The organism is Streptomyces mobaraensis, assembly GCF_020099395.1.
Classification (GTDB): domain Bacteria; phylum Actinomycetota; class Actinomycetes; order Streptomycetales; family Streptomycetaceae; genus Streptomyces.
In genome coordinates, this window is the sequence record NZ_CP083590.1 from 4,710,387 (window position 1) to 4,727,165 (window position 16,779).

A 16,779-nucleotide genomic window follows, 5' to 3' on the forward strand; every position below is an offset into this window, starting at 1 on the left:
CAGCATCGGCTTCGATCTCACGCCTCATTGGCAAGAAAGACACGGGAGTACAACATGAACCGCAGTGAGCTGGTGGCCGCTCTGGCCGACCGTGCCGAGGTGACCCGCAAGGACGCCGACGCCGTTCTGGCCGCCCTCGCCGAGACCGTCGGTGAGGTCGTCGCCAAGGGCGACGAGAAGGTGACCATCCCCGGCTTCCTGACCTTCGAGCGCACCCACCGTGCCGCTCGCACCGCCCGTAACCCGCAGACGGGCGAGCCGATCCAGATCGCTGCCGGTTACAGCGTGAAGGTCTCCGCGGGCTCCAAGCTCAAGGAAGCCGCGAAGGGCAAGTAAGCCTTCGGACGCCGGAGGGCGGCCGTTCCCCGGGCGGGGGCGGCCGCCCTTTCGCGTGCGCGGCGCCTGCGGCGGGCTGTGCCCCGGTCCCTCCCCCAGAGGGGGTACCCCCACCTTCGCCGCTTCCTGGGGCTGCGCCCCAGACCCCCTTATCGCGGCTTCGCCGCTTGTCCTCAAACGCCGGACGGGCTGATATTCCAGCCCGTCCGGCGTTTGAGGACAGCGCCCGCAGGGCGCTTCGGGGGTGCGGGGGCGCAGCCCCCGCGAGAAACGGGAAGGGGCGGGACAGGGGCACCCCCCCCCCGCCCCGCCCCCACGGCGGACAACCCGTCAGGCCCCCTGCGGAAGCTCCACGTTCGCACCGAGATCCTGCAGCTTCTGCATGAAGTTCTCGTACCCGCGGTTGATCAGGTCGATCCCGTGCACCCGCGACGTCCCGTCCGCCGCCAGAGCCGCGATCAGGTAGGAGAAGCCACCCCGCAGGTCGGGGATGACCAGGTCGGCGCCCTGCAGCTTCGTCGGGCCGGAGACGACCGCCGAGTGGAGGAAGTTCCGCTGGCCGAAGCGGCAGGCGGAGCCGCCGAGGCACTCGCGGTAGAGCTGGATGTGGGCGCCCATCTGGTTGAGGGCGGAGGTGAAGCCCAGCCGGGACTCGTAGACCGTCTCGTGGACGATGGAGAGGCCGGACGCCTGGGTCAGGGCGACGACGAGCGGCTGCTGCCAGTCGGTCTGGAAGCCGGGGTGGACGTCCGTCTCCAGCGCTATGGCGTTGAGCTCGCCGCCGGGGTGCCAGAAGCGGATGCCCTCGTCGTCGATCTCGAAGGCGCCGCCGACCTTGCGGTAGGTGTTGAGGAAGGTCATCATCTCGCGCTGGCTGGCGCCGCGGACGTAGATGTTGCCCTTGGTGGCGAGCGCCGCGCTCGCCCAGGAGGCGGACTCCAGGCGGTCGGGGAGCGCGCGGTGGTTGTAGCCGCCGAGCGAGTCGACACCGGTGATCCGGATCGTCCGGTCGGTGTCCATGGAGATGATCGCGCCCATCTTCTGCAGCACGCAGATGAGGTCCTCGATCTCGGGCTCCACGGCCGCGTTGGACAGGACGGTGACGCCCTCCGCCAGCACGGCGGTCAGCAGCACCTGCTCGGTCGCGCCGACCGACGGGTACGGCAGCTGGATCTTGGTGCCGCGCAGCCGCTGCGGGGCCTCCAGGTACTGCCCGCCCTCGCGCTTCTCGATGGTGGCGCCGAACTGGCGCAGCACCTCGAAGTGGAAGTCGATGGGCCGGCCGCCGATGTCGCAGCCGCCCAGGCCCGGGATGAAGGCGTGGCCGAGGCGGTGCAGCAGGGGGCCGCAGAAGAGGATCGGGATGCGCGAGGAGCCGGCGTGCGCGTCGATGTCGGCGACGTTCGCGCTCTCCACGTGCGAGGGGTCGAGAACCAGCTCGCCCGGCTCGTCGCCGGGGCGCACGGTCACGCCGTGCAGCTGCAGCAGACCGCGGACGACCCGTACGTCACGGATGTCGGGGACGTTGCGCAGGCGGCTGGGACCGCTGCCGAGCAGGGCGGCGACCATGGCCTTCGGCACAAGGTTCTTCGCACCGCGGACACGGATCTCGCCCTCGAGCGGGGTACCGCCGTGGACAAGCAGGACATCGTCAGGGCCGGTCATGGATCTCGCGTTCCTGGAGTTGGGCAGGGGGCAAGAAGAAAGGGTAATGCGACCGGAGGGGCCCGATGCCGCCCTGAGGGGGGCCTTGGCACGTCATGGGTTTGTCACAACACGCTGCGTTAACGGAGTGGTCGCTACCGGTTATCGCCGGACGCCTGTAAGGAGCGCCTTCCGGCGCGCCCCCTCCGTCGTGCTCCGGAACGCTTCGTACCGGCCGGTTTTTCGTCCCTTTCGGGGGCTCCCGCGGGCCCGGAATGCGGGATCATGTCGCCATGACGGAGGTGTCCTCGCTCACAGGGCGGCTGCTGGTCGCGACCCCGGCGCTGGCGGACCCCAACTTCGACCGCGCGGTCGTGCTGCTGCTCGACCACGACGAGGAGGGCTCGCTCGGCGTGGTCCTCAACCGGCCCACACCGGTCGGCGTGGGCGACATCCTCGCGTCCTGGGCCGCGCTGGCCGGCGAGCCGGGCGTGGTGTTCCAGGGCGGACCCGTCTCGCTGGACTCGGCGCTCGGCGTGGCCGTCGTCCCCGGCGACGAGCCCGGCAAGGACGCCCCCGCCGGCGGCCCGCCCGGCCCCGGCCCCGCGCGCCGCCCGGGCCGGGGCGACCCCGCCGGCTGGCGGCGGGTGCACGGCGCCATCGGCCTCGTAGACCTGGAGGCCCCGCCCGAGCTGCTGGGCTCCGCCGTCGGCTCGCTGCGCATCTTCGCCGGGTACTCGGGCTGGGGGCCCGGGCAGCTGGAGGAGGAGCTGGTGGAGGGCGCCTGGTACGTGGTGGAGTCCGAGCCGGGTGACGTCTCGTCCCCCGACCCATCCCGGCTGTGGCGGTCGGTGCTCCGGCGGCAGCGGAACGAGCTGGCCATGGTCGCGACCTATCCGGACGATCCCAGTCTGAACTGAGGCGCGGGGCGAGCGCCGACCAGGTGCGGACCGGGCGCGCGGCGGCGGCCGGACGCCGCGCGCCCCGAGCCTCGGCCGACCGTGCCGCTCCCCAGTACCCTTGGGGACCATGAGCACTCTCGAGCCCGAGCGCGGGGCAGGTACAGGCACCCTCGTAGAGCCGACACCGCAGGTGTCGCACGGCGACGGCGACCACGAGCGCTACGCCCATTACGTCCAGAAGGACAAGATCATGGAGAGCGCGCTCTCCGGCTCCCCGGTCGTCGCCCTCTGCGGCAAGGTCTGGGTGCCCGGGCGCGACCCCAAGAAGTACCCGGTCTGCCCCATGTGCAAGGAGATCTTCGAGGGCATGGGCGCCGGCGGGGACGACAAGGGCGGTAAGGGCGGCGACAAGAAGTAGCCCCCCGGGCGGGCGGTGCGTGGCGGGCGGTGGTCCGCCGTACGCGCCGCCCCCGTCCACCCGTTCCCGGCCCCCCTTCCCACCTCGCCCCGACCCCCGAGCCGCCGGCCCGTCCGGCGGGCGGGTTCGCGTCTCGCTCCACGGCTCCCCGCCGCGTCACCGTCCGCGGCCGGGGAGCTGTTGCGCGTTCGCGGCGGTGCGGGGTGGGGTGCGGGGTTCCTTACCAGCCGGGGTCTGGTCCAGACCACCCGTTCCGGGGGAGGATCCGTTCCGGAACCGGGCCAGGATCCCCTGCCGAAGGGCTGCCATGAGCGACACCGAGACCGGACTCGTCCCCGCACCGCGCCGCTTCACCTGGGTCCCGCCCGGCAGGGGACTGGAGGTGCTGGACGAGGAGACGGGGATCAACGCCGGTCCGGGCACCGAGGGCACCGCCCGCTGGCTGCGCGCCACGGTCGGGGCCGCCACCGGACTGCCGCTGCCCGACGGCGACGACCACCACAACCACCTCGTCCTGCGCATCGACCCCCGGGTGGCGGACGACCTCGGCCCCGAGGGCTACCGGATCGTCACCGACGGGTACGGCATCTTCCTCGACGGTGCCGATCCGGCCGGGCTCTTCTGGGCCGCCCAGACCTTCCGTCAGATGCTGGGCCCCGACGCCTTCCGGCGGGCGCCTGTCACCGCGCGGCGGGAGTGGCACGTCCCGTGCGTCAGTGTCCAGGACGCGCCGCGCTTCGGCTGGCGCGGCACCCTCCTCGACGTGGCCCGCCACTTCGTCCCCAAGGACGGCGTCCTCCGCTTCCTCGACCTGCTCGCCGCGCACAAACTCAACGTCCTGCACCTGCATCTGACCGACGACCAGGGCTGGCGCGTCGAGATCGAGCGCTACCCGCGGCTGACCGAGGTCGGCGCCTGGCGATCCCGGACGAAGCTCGGGCACCGGGCGTCGCCGCTCTGGGACGAGCGGCCGCACGGCGGCTACTACACCAAGGACGACCTCCGCGAGATCGTCGCGTACGCCGCCGAGCGGCACATCACCGTCGTCCCCGAGATCGACCTGCCCGGCCACTCGCAGGCCGCCATCGCCGCGTACCCCGAACTCGGCAACGCCGACGTCGTCGACACCGCCGCCCTCGGCGTCTGGGACACCTGGGGCATCAGCCCGAACGTGCTCGCCCCGGCCGACACCACCCTCGCCTTCTACGAGAACGTGCTGACGGAGGTCCTCGACGTCTTCCCCTCGCGCTTCGTGCACATCGGCGGCGACGAGTGCCCCAAGGGCCAGTGGAAGGCGTCCCCGGCGGCGCGGGCCCGGATGGCGGCCGAGGGGCTGGCCGACGAGAAGGAGCTCCAGAGCTGGTTCATCCGGCACTTCGACCGCTGGCTCGCCGCGCGCGGGCGGCGGCTGATCGGCTGGGACGAGATCCTGGAGGGCGGACTGGCCGAGGGCGCCGCCGTGGCGTCCTGGCGCGGCTACGCGGGCGGCGTCGCGGCGGCCCGGGCCGGGCACGACGTCGTCATGTGCCCCCAACAGCAGGTCTACCTCGACCACCGGCAGGCCCCGGGCCCGGACGAGCCCGTGCCCATCGGCTGGGTCCGCACCCTGGAGGACGTCTACCGCTTCGAGCCGGTGCCGCCGGGACTCACCGCGGAGGAGGCCGGGCACGTCCTCGGGGCCCAGGCCAACCTCTGGACGGAGGTGATGGAGGACCAGGGACGGCTGGACTACCAGGCGTTCCCCCGGCTGGCCGCCTTCGCCGAGGCGGTGTGGTCGGCCCTCCCGCCGCCCGCCGAACGGGACTTCGCCCACTTCGAACAGCGCATGGCCGTCCACTACCGGCGGCTGGACGCGTTGGGCGTGGCCTACCGGCCGCCCGGCGGCCCCCGTCCCTGGCAGCGCCGGCCCGGGCTGCTCGGACGCCCGATCGAGGGGGCGCCCCCGATCGTGTGACGTGGAGCGGAAGGTCCCGGTCCGGCCGGTGCGGCCCTGGCACGGTGGACCTCCGCACACCGCCGTAAGTCGTACAAGGCCCGGCCAAATGCGGTCATATGCTGCCATGGTGGCGAGTGGGGAGGGGCGGGGCGTGGTGTGGGGTGGCGTGGCGGGGCATGGGAGACGAAGGCCGGAGCGGCAGCCGAGACGATGACGAGACGATGACCGGGGCGACGACCGGGGTGACCGGGTCGGCCGGGCCGAGCGGGACTGCCGGGACCGCCGGGCCGACCGGAACCGCCGGGGCCGCCGGGCTGACCGGGCCTGCTGGGGCTGCCGGGCCGACCGGAACCGCCGGGGCCGCCGGACTGACCGGAACTGCCGGGGCCGCCGGGCTGAACGGGACTGCCGGGCCGAACGGAACCGCCAGGACTGCCGGGACCGCCGGACTGACCGGAACCGCCGGGACCCCACGCGCCGCGAGGCGCCCGCACGCCGCCTCGGCGGCGGCCGGAACGCCCTCGTCCGCCGGGGGCGGAACGCCTCCGGTCGGCGGGCGCCTTCCGCTGCCGGGTCCCGTCCCCGGCGCGTGCCGTGCCACGCCCGGGCGGGTGCCGCGGCGCCTCCGGCCGCGACGCGCCCGGGCGTTCGTCCCCCGGACCGTGACACCGCCGCGGCCCGGGCGCGTTCGGGCGGCGTGCCCGGTGGTCCCCGCCCCCGCCGCTCCGGGGCGGCCGGGACGGGCGGGGAGGGGCGGCGGTTCGCGGACCCTCGCGACGGCGGGCTCGGAAGATGTGCCAGAGTTGCCACGTCCGGACCGTGAGCACGTACCGTACGGCGGAATGCCGGCGCGACGGCCGGAACAGCCGGGACCACCGGGGAAGGGGCAGCTGGGTTGACCACGCACGCACCGCAGGCGGCGCACACGGTGACGTTGCCGGGCTCGCTCGACGAGGCCGTGGCGGCGCTGGCCGCCATGCCCGCCGCCGTGCCCGTCGCGGGCGGCACCGATCTCATGGCAGCGGTCAACTCGGGCCTGCTGCGCCCCGCCGCGCTCGTCGGCCTCGGGCGCATCAGCGAGATCCGCGGCTGGCAGTACCAGGACGGCCACGCCCTGCTCGGCGCCGGACTGACCCACGCCCGCATGGGCCGGCCGGACTTCGCCGCCCTCATCCCCGCGCTCGCCGCCGCCGCCCGCGCCGCCGGACCCCCGCAGATCCGCAACGCGGGCACCCTCGGCGGCAACATCGCCTCCGCCGCGCCGACCGGCGACGCGCTGCCCGTCCTCGCGGCCCTGGAGGCGTCCCTCGTCATCGCGGGCCCCGGCGGGCGGCGCGAGATCCCGGTCGGCAGGCTGCTCGCCGGGATCGAACTGCTGCACCCGGGCGAGCTCATCGGCTACGTCCGCGTCCCGCTGCTGCACGCCCCGCAGACCTTCCTCAAAGCCACCGGCCGGACCGGCCCCGGCCGTGCCACCGCGTCCGTCGCGGTGGTCCTGGACCCGGCCCGGCGGATGGTCCGGTGCGCGGTCGGCGCGGTCGCGCCGATGCCGCTGCGCCCGTACGACGCCGAGCACTGGGTCGCCTCGCTCATCGACTGGGACGGCGAACGGACCCTGGCCCCCGAGGCGCTGACCGCCTTCGGCGACTACGTGGCCGCCGCCTGCATCCCCGACCCGCCGCCGGCCCCGCAGGGTGCGGACAACGGCACCGGCCTCGCCGTCCAGGCGCCGGGAGAAGGTACCCTGCCGCCGGCCGTGCTGCATCTGCGGCGTACCGTGGCGACTCTGGCCCGCCGAGCACTGGGGAGGGCACTCGCGTGAGTGACGATCAGCAGCGACACGCCCGGACGCCCGTCGAGGGCGGCTGGCAGCCCATGCCGCGCGGGGCGGAGATCGACGCGGAGGGCACGGCGTTCGTCCAGCTGCCACCCGAACTGCTGGCGCACCCGGGCACCGGCGCCGACACCGGCTGGGCGCCGCTGGCCGCGCCCGGGACGGGGTACGCGCCGCCCGCGGCGGCGTCCTCCTGGGACGCGGTGCCGCAGTATCCGGCGGGCGGTCAGGAGCACCCGGGCGGCGCCGGCGGAGGTTACGGCCAGGGCGGTCAGCAGGCCGGGGCGCAGCATCAGCCGGGTGTCCAGCAGCCGGGCGTCCACCAGCCCGGTGTGCAGCAGCAGTCCGGCGTTCAGCAGTCCGGTGTCCAGCATTCGGTGCCCCACCAGTCCGTGGCGCACCATCAGCAGCATCAGCAGGCGGGTCCGCAGCCGCACCAGGGCGCGTCCGTGCCGCAGCAGGCCGGCGCGCGCCCCGGGGACGCCGGGCGCGCGGCGCAGCCCGAGCACGACGACTGGCCGGCCGGCCCGTACGTTTCCGGCATGGTCGACGGGCCGGCGGAGTGGACCGAGCCCGAGGACGCGTACGGTCCCGGTCCCGGCGCCACCGACACGTACGGCTCCGGCGTGCCCGGCGCCGACGCGCGGGGCGGCGGCGTCCATGGTGCCGACGTCCACGGCGGCGGCGTCCATGGTGCCGACGTCCACGGCGGCGGCGTCCATGGTGCCGACGTCCACGGCGGCGGCGTCCATGGTGCCGACGTCCACGGCGGTGACGTCCATAGTGCCGACGTCCATGGCGGTGAGGCGTACGGCGCCGAGTCGTACGCGGCGGACGCGTACGGGCCCGGCGGCACGTACGGCTCCGGCGTACCCGCGGCCGGCGGCCCCGGCGGCTTCCAGGCCCCCGCCGCGCCGGGCGCGGCCGGTGGTCCCGACGGTTCCGGCGGGCTGCAGGACACCGCGCAGTGGCCGCTGCCGTACCCGCCCGGCGTGGAGCCGGACGCCGCCGCGCAGAGCGGTTCCACCGGGCAGTGGTCGGTCCCGGCGGCCGGGGACGACCCGGTCGACGAGTCCGGCGAGTACGCGCTGCACGCCGCCCCGCGCGGGGCGGGCGCCGCGCCCGCCACCGCACGGCCGGCGGTGGAGTGGCCCGCGCCGGCGCCCGGTTCCGCCGACACCGGCGCCTGGCACCAGCCCCTGGGCGGCGGTGCGGAGGGGACGGCCGGGGCCGGTGTGCCCGTGTCCCCGGCGCAGTCCGCCGACGCGGCCGACCACGCCGGGCCGTCCGGGCAGTGGTCGGTGCCGGCCGCCCCGGCGACGGCGGGCGACACGCCCGACGCGTCGGGGGAGTACCGGGTGAACGCGTACCCGGGCGACGGGTTGACGCCGCGGCCCGGTACGGACGCCACGAACGTCACCGATACGGGCGAACAGGCGGTCAGTGGCGCGTGGGAGGTGGCGACCGACGTTCCGGGCGCCCCTGCCGCCGCTCCGCACGCGAACGGGCACCAGGGCCAGGACGCCCGCGATGCGCACAACGCTCACGACACTCACGACGCGCACAACACGCAGGACGCGTACGGCGGGTACCCGCGGCACGGGCTCGCCGCGCCACATGACGTCTCCGGTGCCGCCTCCGGCGCGGCCCCCGAGGCCGTCCCGCACGCCGACCCCCTCGCGCACGGCGCCGAGTCCGTACCGGCACACGGCGTGGAACAGCCGCACGCGTCCGCCGAGCACGGTGAGCATGGGGAGCACGGGGAGCGTGCGGCCGACGCCGCCGGCGACCCGGCGGAGGCGGGGCACGAGCCGCCCGCCGGGCGGGAGCCCGCCCCGGGACCGGACGCCGCCGCGTCCGTACCGCACGACGCGCCCGCCCCGCACGCCGCACCCGCACCCGTCGAGCACCTGCCTGAGGAAGGCGCCCCCGGCGCGCCTCACGAGCAGTTCGAACAGCCGGAGCAGCCCGGCCCGTTCGACGCGCCCGCCTCCCCGGACCCGTCCGACGCCTCCTCCGCCCCCCCGGAAGGCACCGACCCGGGCGTCCCCGCGGACCCGACGGACCCCGCCGACCTGCCCGCCCCCGCCGTGCCCTCTACGCCTTCCGCGCTCGACGAGCCGCAGGCGCCCGCCACCGAGCACCCCTGCGCCTCGTACGTGCTGCGCGTCAACGGCACCGACCGGCCGGTCACCGACGCGTGGATCGGCGAGTCCCTGCTCTACGTCCTGCGCGAGCGCCTCGGCCTGGCCGGCGCCAAGGACGGCTGCTCGCAGGGCGAGTGCGGCGCGTGCTCGGTGCAGGTGGACGGCCGGCTGGTGGCCTCCTGCCTGGTGCCCGCCGCGCTGACGGCCGGTTCGGAGGTGCGGACGGTCGAGGGGCTGGCCCAGGACGGGCGGCCGTCCGACGTGCAGCGCGCGCTCGCCGACTGCGGCGCCGTGCAGTGTGGCTTCTGCGTGCCCGGTCTGGCGATGACGGTCCACGACCTCCTGGAGGGCAACCACGCCCCCACCGAACTGGAGACCCGCCAGGCCATCTGCGGCAACCTCTGCCGCTGCTCGGGCTACCGGGGGGTTCTGGAGGCCGTCCGCCAGGTCGCCGACGAGCGCGCCGAGGCGGCCGCGGCGCTCGAAGAGGCCCAGCAGGCGCCCGGGGAACAGGACTCGGCGACGGGACGCATCCCGCACCAGACGGGGCCGCACGACGGCGGCAGTGGAAAGGCGACGGCATGACGGGGATGGGCGGCAGCGCCGGAGCGGGCGGCTCGGGAGGGCCGGACGACGTGACGGGCGTGCTCGGCGCCCTGGTCACCTCCTCCGTGACCGCGCCCGCGCCGGTCCCCGACGGACCCCCGCAGGGCATCGGCGTGTCCGTCCCGGCCGCCGACGCCGCGGCCAAGACGCAGGGCACCTTCCCGTACGCCGCCGACCTGTGGGCGGAGGGCCTGCTGTGGGCGGCGGTGCTGCGGTCCCCGCACCCGCACGCCCGGATCGTCTCCATCGACACCGCGACGGCCGCCGCCATGCCGGGCGTGCACGCCGTCGTCACCCACGCCGACGTGCCGGGCGACGCCGCGCACGGGCGGCGGGTCGCGGACCGCCCGGTGTTCGCGTCGGACGTGGTGCGCCACCACGGCGAGCCGATCGCCGCGGTCGCCGCCGATCACCCGGACACCGCGCGGCTCGCCGCCGCCGCCATCGCCGTCGAGTACGAGGTGCTGGAGCCGGTCACCGACCCCGAACTGGCCTTCTCCGCCGAGCCGCTGCACCCGGACGGCAACCTCATCCGCCACATCCCGCTGCGCTTCGGCGACCCCGAGATCACCGGCGAGGTGGTGGTCGAGGGGCTGTACCGGATCGGCCGGCAGGACCCGGCGCCCATCGGCGCGGAGGCCGGCCTCGCCGTGCCACGGCCGGACGGCGGCGTCGAGATCTACTGCGCCTCCACCGACCCGCACGCCGACCGCGACCTGGCCGCCGCCTGCTTCGCCCTCGAACCGGAACGCGTCAAGATCGTCGTCACCGGCGTGCCCGGCGCGATGGGCGACCGCGAGGACTCCGGCGTCCAGCTGCCGCTCGGCCTGCTCGCGCTGCGCACCGGCCACCCGGTGAAGCTCGCGGCGACCCGCGAGGAGTCGTTCCTCAGCCACGCCCACCGCCACCCGACGCTGCTGCGCTACCGCCACCACGCGGACGCGGAGGGCAAGCTGGTCAAGGTCGAGGCGCAGATCCTGATGGACGCCGGCGCCTACGCCGACTCCTCCGGCGACGCGCTCGCCGCCGCCGTCGCCTTCGCCTGCGGCCCGTACGTCGTCCCGCACGCCTTCGTCGAGGGCTGGGCCGTCCGCACCAACAACCCGCCGTCCGGGCATGTGCGCGGCGAGGGCGCGATGCAGGTCTGCGCCGCCTACGAGGGCCAGATGGACAAGCTGGCGGCGCGGCTCGGCATCGACCCCGCCGAGCTGCGCATGCGCAACATCATGGCGACGGGCGACATCCTGCCCACCGGCCAGACGGTCACCTGCCCGGCCCCCGTCGCCGAACTCCTCGCCGCCGTCCGAGACTTCCCCCTCCCCGCCCTGCCCAAGGACGATCCGGAGGAGGAGTGGCTGCTCCCCGGCGGCCTGGAGGGCGCCGGCGAACCGGGCGCCGTCCGGCGCGGCGTCGGCTACGGCGTCGGCATGGTCCACATGCTCGGCGCGGAGGGCGCGGACGAGGTGTCCACGGCGACGGTGAAGGTCAGCGGTTCCGTCGCGACCGTCATCTGCGCCGCCGTCGAGACCGGCCAGGGCTTCTCCACCCTCGCCCGGCAGATCGTCCAGGAGGTCCTGGGCATCACGGACGTGTACGTGGCCCCCGTCGACACCGACCAGCCGCCGTGCGGCCCGGCCGCCCACGGCCGCCACACCTGGGTCTCGGGCGGCGCGGTCGAGCGGGCCGCGCGCATGGTGCGCACCCAGCTCCTCCAGCCGCTGGCCGCCCAGTTCGGCATGTCCACCGAGCTGCTGACGATCGCCGACGGCAAGATCACCTCGTACGACGGCGTGCTCAGCACCACCGTCGCCGAGGCCCTCGACGGCAAGGAGCTCTGGGCCACCGCCCAGTGCCGCCCCCACCCCACCGAGCCGCTGGACGAGACCGGCCAGGGCGACGCCTTCGTCGGCATCGCCTTCTGCGCGGTACGGGCCGTGGTGGACGTCGACGTCGAACTCGGCTCCGTCCGCGTCGTCGAGATGGCCGTCGCCCAGGACGTCGGCCGCGTCCTCAACCCCGCCCAGGCACACGCCCGCATCGAGGCCGGCGTCACCCAGGGCCTCGGCGCGGCCCTCACCGAGAACCTCCGCACCTCGGCAGGCCAGGTCCGCCGCCCGGACTTCAGCGGCTACGCCCTGCCGACGTCCCTGGACGCCCCGGACATCCGCATCGTCAAGCTCGTCGAGGAACGCGACGTGGTCGCCCCCTTCGGCGCCAAGGCCATCAGCGCCGCCCCGGTCGTCACCTCCCCCGCCGCCATCGCCTCGGCCGTCCGCGCCGCCACCGGCCGCCCGGTCAACCGCCTCCCGATCCGGCCGCAGGCGGCGGTGGCGGTACCGACGGGGGCGTGACGGCGGGACGGGCGGAAGAGAGCCCGTCGGCACGGTTCACCGCCGCCGCTTTCGGACTTCCTTCCAGCGGCGGTACCGGCGTTCGTTCTTCTCGCTGTTGAGCAGCTCCTTCAGCCGTGGCGACAACTCGGGCAGCACGGCGCCCTGTTCTTGGGCGTCCAGCAGCCCCCGGACGTACGCGCGCGCCTGCTCCTCCAGCGGCCCCAGGCGATTCGACCGCCGGACCGCGAGCACCCACAGCCAGATCACGAGGGGCACGAGCAGCAGCGCCGCGTAGGCGGCGGGCACCCCTTCTGTGGACGCGTCCAGCGCTCCCAGGGCGGCGACAATGGCAAGCAGGCACCCTCCCTCGTCGTACCACTCGCCCTTGCCCGCGATCCGTTCGTAGTGAGCGACGGCTTCCGGCTTCGGCGGGATGAGATCGTCAAACGGCTCGGGCATGACTGCCTTTCGGCCACCGATGGTGGGCGGGGCGCGAGCGGGTGGTGCCGGTGTCAGCGCTGCTTCTTGCGGGTCTTTCTCGCAAGGTGTTCACGAACCTCTTTCTCTGCCCGATACATCTGCTGCAAAGCGGGGGACGGCTGCGGGATCCTTGCGCCTCTCTCCTCGGCGTCCACCAGGCGCCGCACGTAGTCGCGGGTCTCGCCGTACAAGGGCCGCAGACGAAAGGCGCGCCGGATGGCGAGGGCCCACAGCCACATGACGGCAGGGACGAGCAGGAGGGCCGCATAACCTGCCCGGAAGTCGCTGCTGAAGCCGACCAGGGCTCCTACGAGGGGGAAAATGGCGAGAGTACAACCTGCTTCGTCGTACCATCCGCCCTTGCCGGCGATCCGCTCATAGTCAACGACGGTTTTTGATTTACGCGGGGCCTGGTCGAATTGCTCTGGCATGGGCACCTCTCAAGCCTTCTTGACCGACCGACGGTAACCCGCGGGCGCCCCCGCCGGTCTCCGGCAAGGGCCGAGCACCTTGACGAGAAGTCGCTGATCGGCAGGGAATGGGGTCAGGCCAAGGCGGTAGCCCGCAGCGTGCACCGCTGAGAAAGAAGGGTCTGCCGTCGTCAATGAGGGAGTCCGGTTCCATCCGTGAGCCAGTAGAGCGGTCTCGGCGCGCCGCATTGCCTCGGTGGGGCTGTCGGAGATTGTCGCACTGCGCACGGACCACTCGTGCAGGAGAGAACATGGAGCAGCGTTCCCTACCGCTCGGCAGTCGGGGCAGACAACCTGGCTCAATCGGTTCTCAGGGCTGACCGATCCATGCATCGCCAAGGCGTCCAAAACATTGCTGGAATGCTCGTATATCTCTTGTGTGGAAGCGGTGGGACTACCCCCGCCAGGGCGGAACGCCTGGGACGGTGTCGTGAGGAATAGTAGGTCGTCCTCGCTTGACCAGTTCATGGTTTGAACAACACTGGCGAACAGTTCGGAATAGAAATCCCAGTCGTCCATGGCCGGAGTCGTGAGTTCCAGTACTATCACCTCTGAGCCCTCGGGTGAGGGGGTGTAGACCTGGATCACTCCCTTGACCATTTCGACCGGGAAGCCGGTGCCCGAAAACTCCGAAGGGACCAGGAACGGTTCATCTCCTATGCGTACGACGACTCTGCCGCAGGGGAGGTCGGTGCACCGTATGTCATCCTGCGGATAGGCTTCCCTGAGGGCGGACGCCGTCTGACCGAGGAGATCTGTGGCCGTGTAGCCCTCAAGCGAGAGTCGGTACATCGCCAAGGAAGCGGTGCTCTGCCTCTCTCCGTCCATATCGAGTGCGCAGAAGGCCGCGTACTCGGCTCCTGCCTCAATGAAGTCCTCAAGAAGGCACCCGTAGGCCACGCACAACCGGAGTCTCTCCTCATCGGTGCCGGATGGCAGAAGTCTCTCGGCCATGTAGTAGAGCCGGTCGGCTGCTTCTTCGGCATCCACGGAGTCCAGCGGAAGAGGGTGGAAGAAGGCGGGGGGAAGCCAGGTAATGTAGAGGTCGCTGCGAGCAGTGGTGTCTGCGGAGGTTTTCATCTGCTTAATCAGCTGGCCAGGGCCTGATGGAATGCGGTGGGCGTACCTCTTCTGCCGGTGTAAGGAGCAGGTGCTTGGGTTAGGGGTTCTCTTTCGTGGTGGCTGGAACTTTCACCATGGGTGATCAATTTCTCCAGGCCGTGTACGGTGGTCAGGGCCTTTATCGGGCCGGTGACCATTTCAGGGGAGATCCGGGCTTCCCCGGGCTTCCCGATTATTTGTTTCCCGGACTTTCCGCTGAATCGATTCACGACATTGCTGATCCCCTTCGTGCTGATGGGGTTAGTAAAACCTTCCAGGAACCCTGTTCGTGCCTCCTTCGCTCCGTTCAGCAACTTGCCGCCCTTGGCGCCTGCTTTTATTCCTTGAACGAGTCCCTTGCCTGCACCGAAGGAGGGAAAGAGTCCCAAGCTGTCCATTCCCATTTTGGTGAAAGCTGTCTTTTTGTCGATGAGTCCGCGCTGCCAGGCCATGTAATGCCCTGCCGCTGCCGCGCTTGCGCAGGCGACGGACAAGCCGCCCAGGACGGCGCCTGCGGGTGGGAACACGCTGGCCACGATGGCCGCCAAGGCCAATGCGCTTGACAGCGTGGAAAACAGATCCGCGTGCTTGACGAGGAAGTTCTTGAACCCCTTCCACGCCTTGTTGAGGCCGCCCGATATCCGCTCCCACACACTGATGTCCGGCGGGTGGTTCTTGGCGGCCTCGCGTATCGCCTTGGCCGCTTCTTCCGAGTGCCGTTCCCACTTCTCCCGCAGGCGCTCGGCCTCGGCGATGATCAGGTCGAGTGCGTGCACGGCTTTGGCGGCGTCTGAGGCTGCCTTGCTGCTGTCGCTGGTCAGCTTGTCGGCCTCGGCCTTGGAGATCTGCACATGATTGTGGTTGATGTCATCGATCTTCTGATTGATGAGTTTGCTGGCCTCGACCGTCTCTTTGACTTTTGACCTCGCGGCTACCGCGTCGCTTTCGAGTCTCTTCGCTGTCTCCTGGTGGGCGTGGAGGTTCTCACGCCACTGCTTCAGCGCACGGGAGCAGTCATGCATGGACTTGCTGCCCTGTTGCAAATAGGTGGGCAGTTTGCCGAGTTGGCCTCTGAAGGCCGTGGCCGCCTCCCCCTTCCAGACTTTGTCCGACTTGCCGATTTGTTCTACCAGGCCATGGAGCTCTTCGAGTTCGTCTGCGACTCGGCCGACGTCGTGTGCGAGCCACTCGGTTGTCTTTACGCTGCCTTTTGCGGGATTGAACCCAAGGCCAGGCCATGCTGAGTCGGACATGTTTCTCCCACGGGTGAGTCCGGTGGTCGTATTCGGGGCGCTGTCGGCGGCTTACCGTTCGCGGGCGCTGAACCCCTGGCGTAGGACGTGTTCGTATTCCGTGAACTCCTTCGAGACCTCCTTCAGAGCGCTGTGGATGTGCTTGGACCCCTTGGCTATGCGCTTGATGCCGTCGTGCCAGTTGTCCTGGAAGTGGTAGCAAGCTGCGTCGAGGCCCTGAGTGCCCAGGCCTTTCGGCCCGACCTTTTTCAACGAGGCGCAGGCGTCGTGCATCCGTTCCGTCACCTCGTTCAGCCTTCGCAGCAAGTCCGCCATGCCGTCATCAGCGTGGCCGAAATCAGACATCAACCCTCCTTGATTTGTTGGCCTCTTGGGCGCGGATGGAGGTGCGTCTTGTGCACCAGGGCGCGCCTCGGTGACTGTAAGTCAAGTCTCATGGCTGAGCAAGATTTTGACAGAGACTGTCATGTCGGTGAGTGTGGGGGGTGTTGTGCCGGGCGTTCACCTCGCCCGGCGCGGCGGTCGTGGCCATGGGCGGTGGTCGCTGACGGTGAGGCTGGGCATGAGCCTGGTCGTTTGCTTCTACATTCAACTGCTCAGGGAGGGTGAGGAGTTGGGATCGTTCGTGGTGTGCGCGCACCTACCTGTCGGTAGTCTTGCACGGCTTGATGTAGGGACCATGGAGTGGGTGGACGAGGGATGGGGCGGAAGTGGGGGCACAGTCCGCGAGCGACAGGCTGAAGGTGGAGCTCGGCACGCTCAAGACCTTCAAAGGGCGTATCGACGAAGCGCTAAGCAGGCTGGGTGGTTCGGAAGCGGACCCGTCACACGTGGAGCAAGCGACCTTCGATCAGGGGCATCTGGGCAAGGGCTTCGACGCGGTAGGGGCGCTGTACGGCGCCTACCGGGCCGTGCATCAGGACCTGGCCGCTCTGTCGAAGCTGCTCGCCGACCAGATCGAGGCCCTGAGCCTGGCCGTGCAAGGGGCGCACAACGGCTACCAGGAGACGGACCGGGAGCACCAGCGCCGCATATGGGCGGTCCAGCAGGAGGTCGCGAAGCACTACGACCCGAAGCTGGATCCGCACGGGTCCAAGGGCGGCGATCCGGGTCACACGGGCGGGGACCACGACAAGGGGGGCATGTGACATGAAGGGTCAGGAGAACGGTGCGAACCCCGGCTCGGCCAGGCCCACGTTCACGCCGGCCGTGGTTCCCGACTTCGGCACGTACTCCCACGAGCAGCTGCTCGCCATGGTCGAGCACGCCGACGAGCACAAGATCAGGGCCATCGGGCTCAGGCTCCAGGAGGCGGCTCA

Annotated in this window: 15 protein-coding genes; 8 read left to right on the plus strand and 7 right to left on the minus strand. The window is 72.0% G+C overall.

Going from position 1 to position 16,779, the window contains the following annotated elements; genetic code table 11:
* Positions 1–54 precede the first annotated feature (54 nt).
* Positions 55–336: an HU family DNA-binding protein gene (locus tag K7I03_RS20510; protein ID WP_004951951.1), complete on the plus strand. Its 282-nt coding sequence runs from the start codon at positions 55–57 to the stop codon at positions 334–336.
* A 330-nt stretch (positions 337–666) separates the two neighbouring features.
* Here K7I03_RS20510 and murA read toward each other — a convergent pair whose 3' ends face one another.
* On the minus strand, positions 667–2,001 hold the full coding sequence (murA, locus tag K7I03_RS20515; protein WP_185944187.1) for a UDP-N-acetylglucosamine 1-carboxyvinyltransferase: 1,335 nt from the start codon (positions 1,999–2,001) through the stop codon (positions 667–669).
* A gap of 272 nt (positions 2,002–2,273) precedes the next feature.
* Between murA and K7I03_RS20520 the strand changes: the two genes are divergently transcribed.
* From K7I03_RS20520 to K7I03_RS20545, 6 genes are all read left to right on the plus strand, one after another.
* Positions 2,274–2,900 (plus strand): YqgE/AlgH family protein, encoded by a 627-nt coding sequence (locus K7I03_RS20520; RefSeq protein ID WP_185944188.1) that lies wholly within the window; start codon positions 2,274–2,276, stop codon positions 2,898–2,900.
* A gap of 109 nt (positions 2,901–3,009) precedes the next feature.
* Positions 3,010–3,300 (plus strand): DUF3039 domain-containing protein, encoded by a 291-nt coding sequence (locus K7I03_RS20525; protein WP_078588184.1) that lies wholly within the window; start codon positions 3,010–3,012, stop codon positions 3,298–3,300.
* Between the two features lie 307 nt (positions 3,301–3,607).
* The gene (locus tag K7I03_RS20530) at positions 3,608–5,254 is read left to right on the plus strand and encodes a beta-N-acetylhexosaminidase (protein WP_185944189.1); all 1,647 of its coding nucleotides are present in this window, start codon (positions 3,608–3,610) and stop codon (positions 5,252–5,254) included.
* 877 nt (positions 5,255–6,131) lie between these two features.
* Positions 6,132–7,058 (plus strand): FAD binding domain-containing protein, encoded by a 927-nt coding sequence (locus K7I03_RS20535; protein WP_185944191.1) that lies wholly within the window; start codon positions 6,132–6,134, stop codon positions 7,056–7,058.
* Positions 7,055–9,802, plus strand: a complete 2,748-nt coding sequence (locus K7I03_RS20540; protein ID WP_224347130.1) for a 2Fe-2S iron-sulfur cluster-binding protein — start codon at positions 7,055–7,057, stop codon at positions 9,800–9,802. The genes K7I03_RS20535 and K7I03_RS20540 overlap by 4 nt, the downstream gene beginning before the upstream one ends.
* 5 nt (positions 9,803–9,807) lie before the next feature.
* Positions 9,808–12,174: a xanthine dehydrogenase family protein molybdopterin-binding subunit gene (locus K7I03_RS20545; RefSeq protein ID WP_221903274.1), complete on the plus strand. Its 2,367-nt coding sequence runs from the start codon at positions 9,808–9,810 to the stop codon at positions 12,172–12,174.
* A 36-nt stretch (positions 12,175–12,210) separates the two neighbouring features.
* Here K7I03_RS20545 and K7I03_RS20550 read toward each other — a convergent pair whose 3' ends face one another.
* From K7I03_RS20550 to K7I03_RS20570, 5 genes are all read right to left on the minus strand, one after another.
* Complete coding sequence (locus K7I03_RS20550; RefSeq protein WP_185944193.1) at positions 12,211–12,615, minus strand: hypothetical protein; 405 nt, start codon at positions 12,613–12,615, stop codon at positions 12,211–12,213.
* Between the two features lie 53 nt (positions 12,616–12,668).
* Positions 12,669–13,067 carry a hypothetical protein gene (locus tag K7I03_RS20555; protein ID WP_185944194.1) on the minus strand — a complete coding sequence of 133 codons (399 nt, stop codon included), beginning with the start codon at positions 13,065–13,067 and terminating at the stop codon, positions 12,669–12,671.
* 9 nt (positions 13,068–13,076) lie between these two features.
* The gene (locus K7I03_RS20560; protein WP_185944195.1) at positions 13,077–14,096 is read right to left on the minus strand and encodes a hypothetical protein; all 1,020 of its coding nucleotides are present in this window, start codon (positions 14,094–14,096) and stop codon (positions 13,077–13,079) included.
* Positions 14,097–14,194: 98 nt separating this feature from the next.
* Positions 14,195–15,460: a WXG100 family type VII secretion target gene (locus K7I03_RS20565; RefSeq protein WP_185944196.1), complete on the minus strand. Its 1,266-nt coding sequence runs from the start codon at positions 15,458–15,460 to the stop codon at positions 14,195–14,197.
* A gap of 51 nt (positions 15,461–15,511) precedes the next feature.
* Positions 15,512–15,805 carry a hypothetical protein gene (locus K7I03_RS20570; protein ID WP_185944197.1) on the minus strand — a complete coding sequence of 98 codons (294 nt, stop codon included), beginning with the start codon at positions 15,803–15,805 and terminating at the stop codon, positions 15,512–15,514.
* Positions 15,806–16,290: 485 nt separating this feature from the next.
* On the opposite strand from K7I03_RS20570, the gene K7I03_RS20575 reads away from it, so the two are divergent.
* Complete coding sequence (locus K7I03_RS20575; RefSeq protein WP_185944198.1) at positions 16,291–16,608, plus strand: hypothetical protein; 318 nt, start codon at positions 16,291–16,293, stop codon at positions 16,606–16,608.
* A 9-nt stretch (positions 16,609–16,617) separates the two neighbouring features.
* Here K7I03_RS20575 and K7I03_RS33845 read toward each other — a convergent pair whose 3' ends face one another.
* A complete protein-coding gene (locus tag K7I03_RS33845) occupies positions 16,618–16,752 on the minus strand; it encodes a hypothetical protein (RefSeq protein ID WP_260630328.1) in 135 nt (44 codons plus the stop codon).
* Positions 16,753–16,779 lie beyond the last annotated feature (27 nt).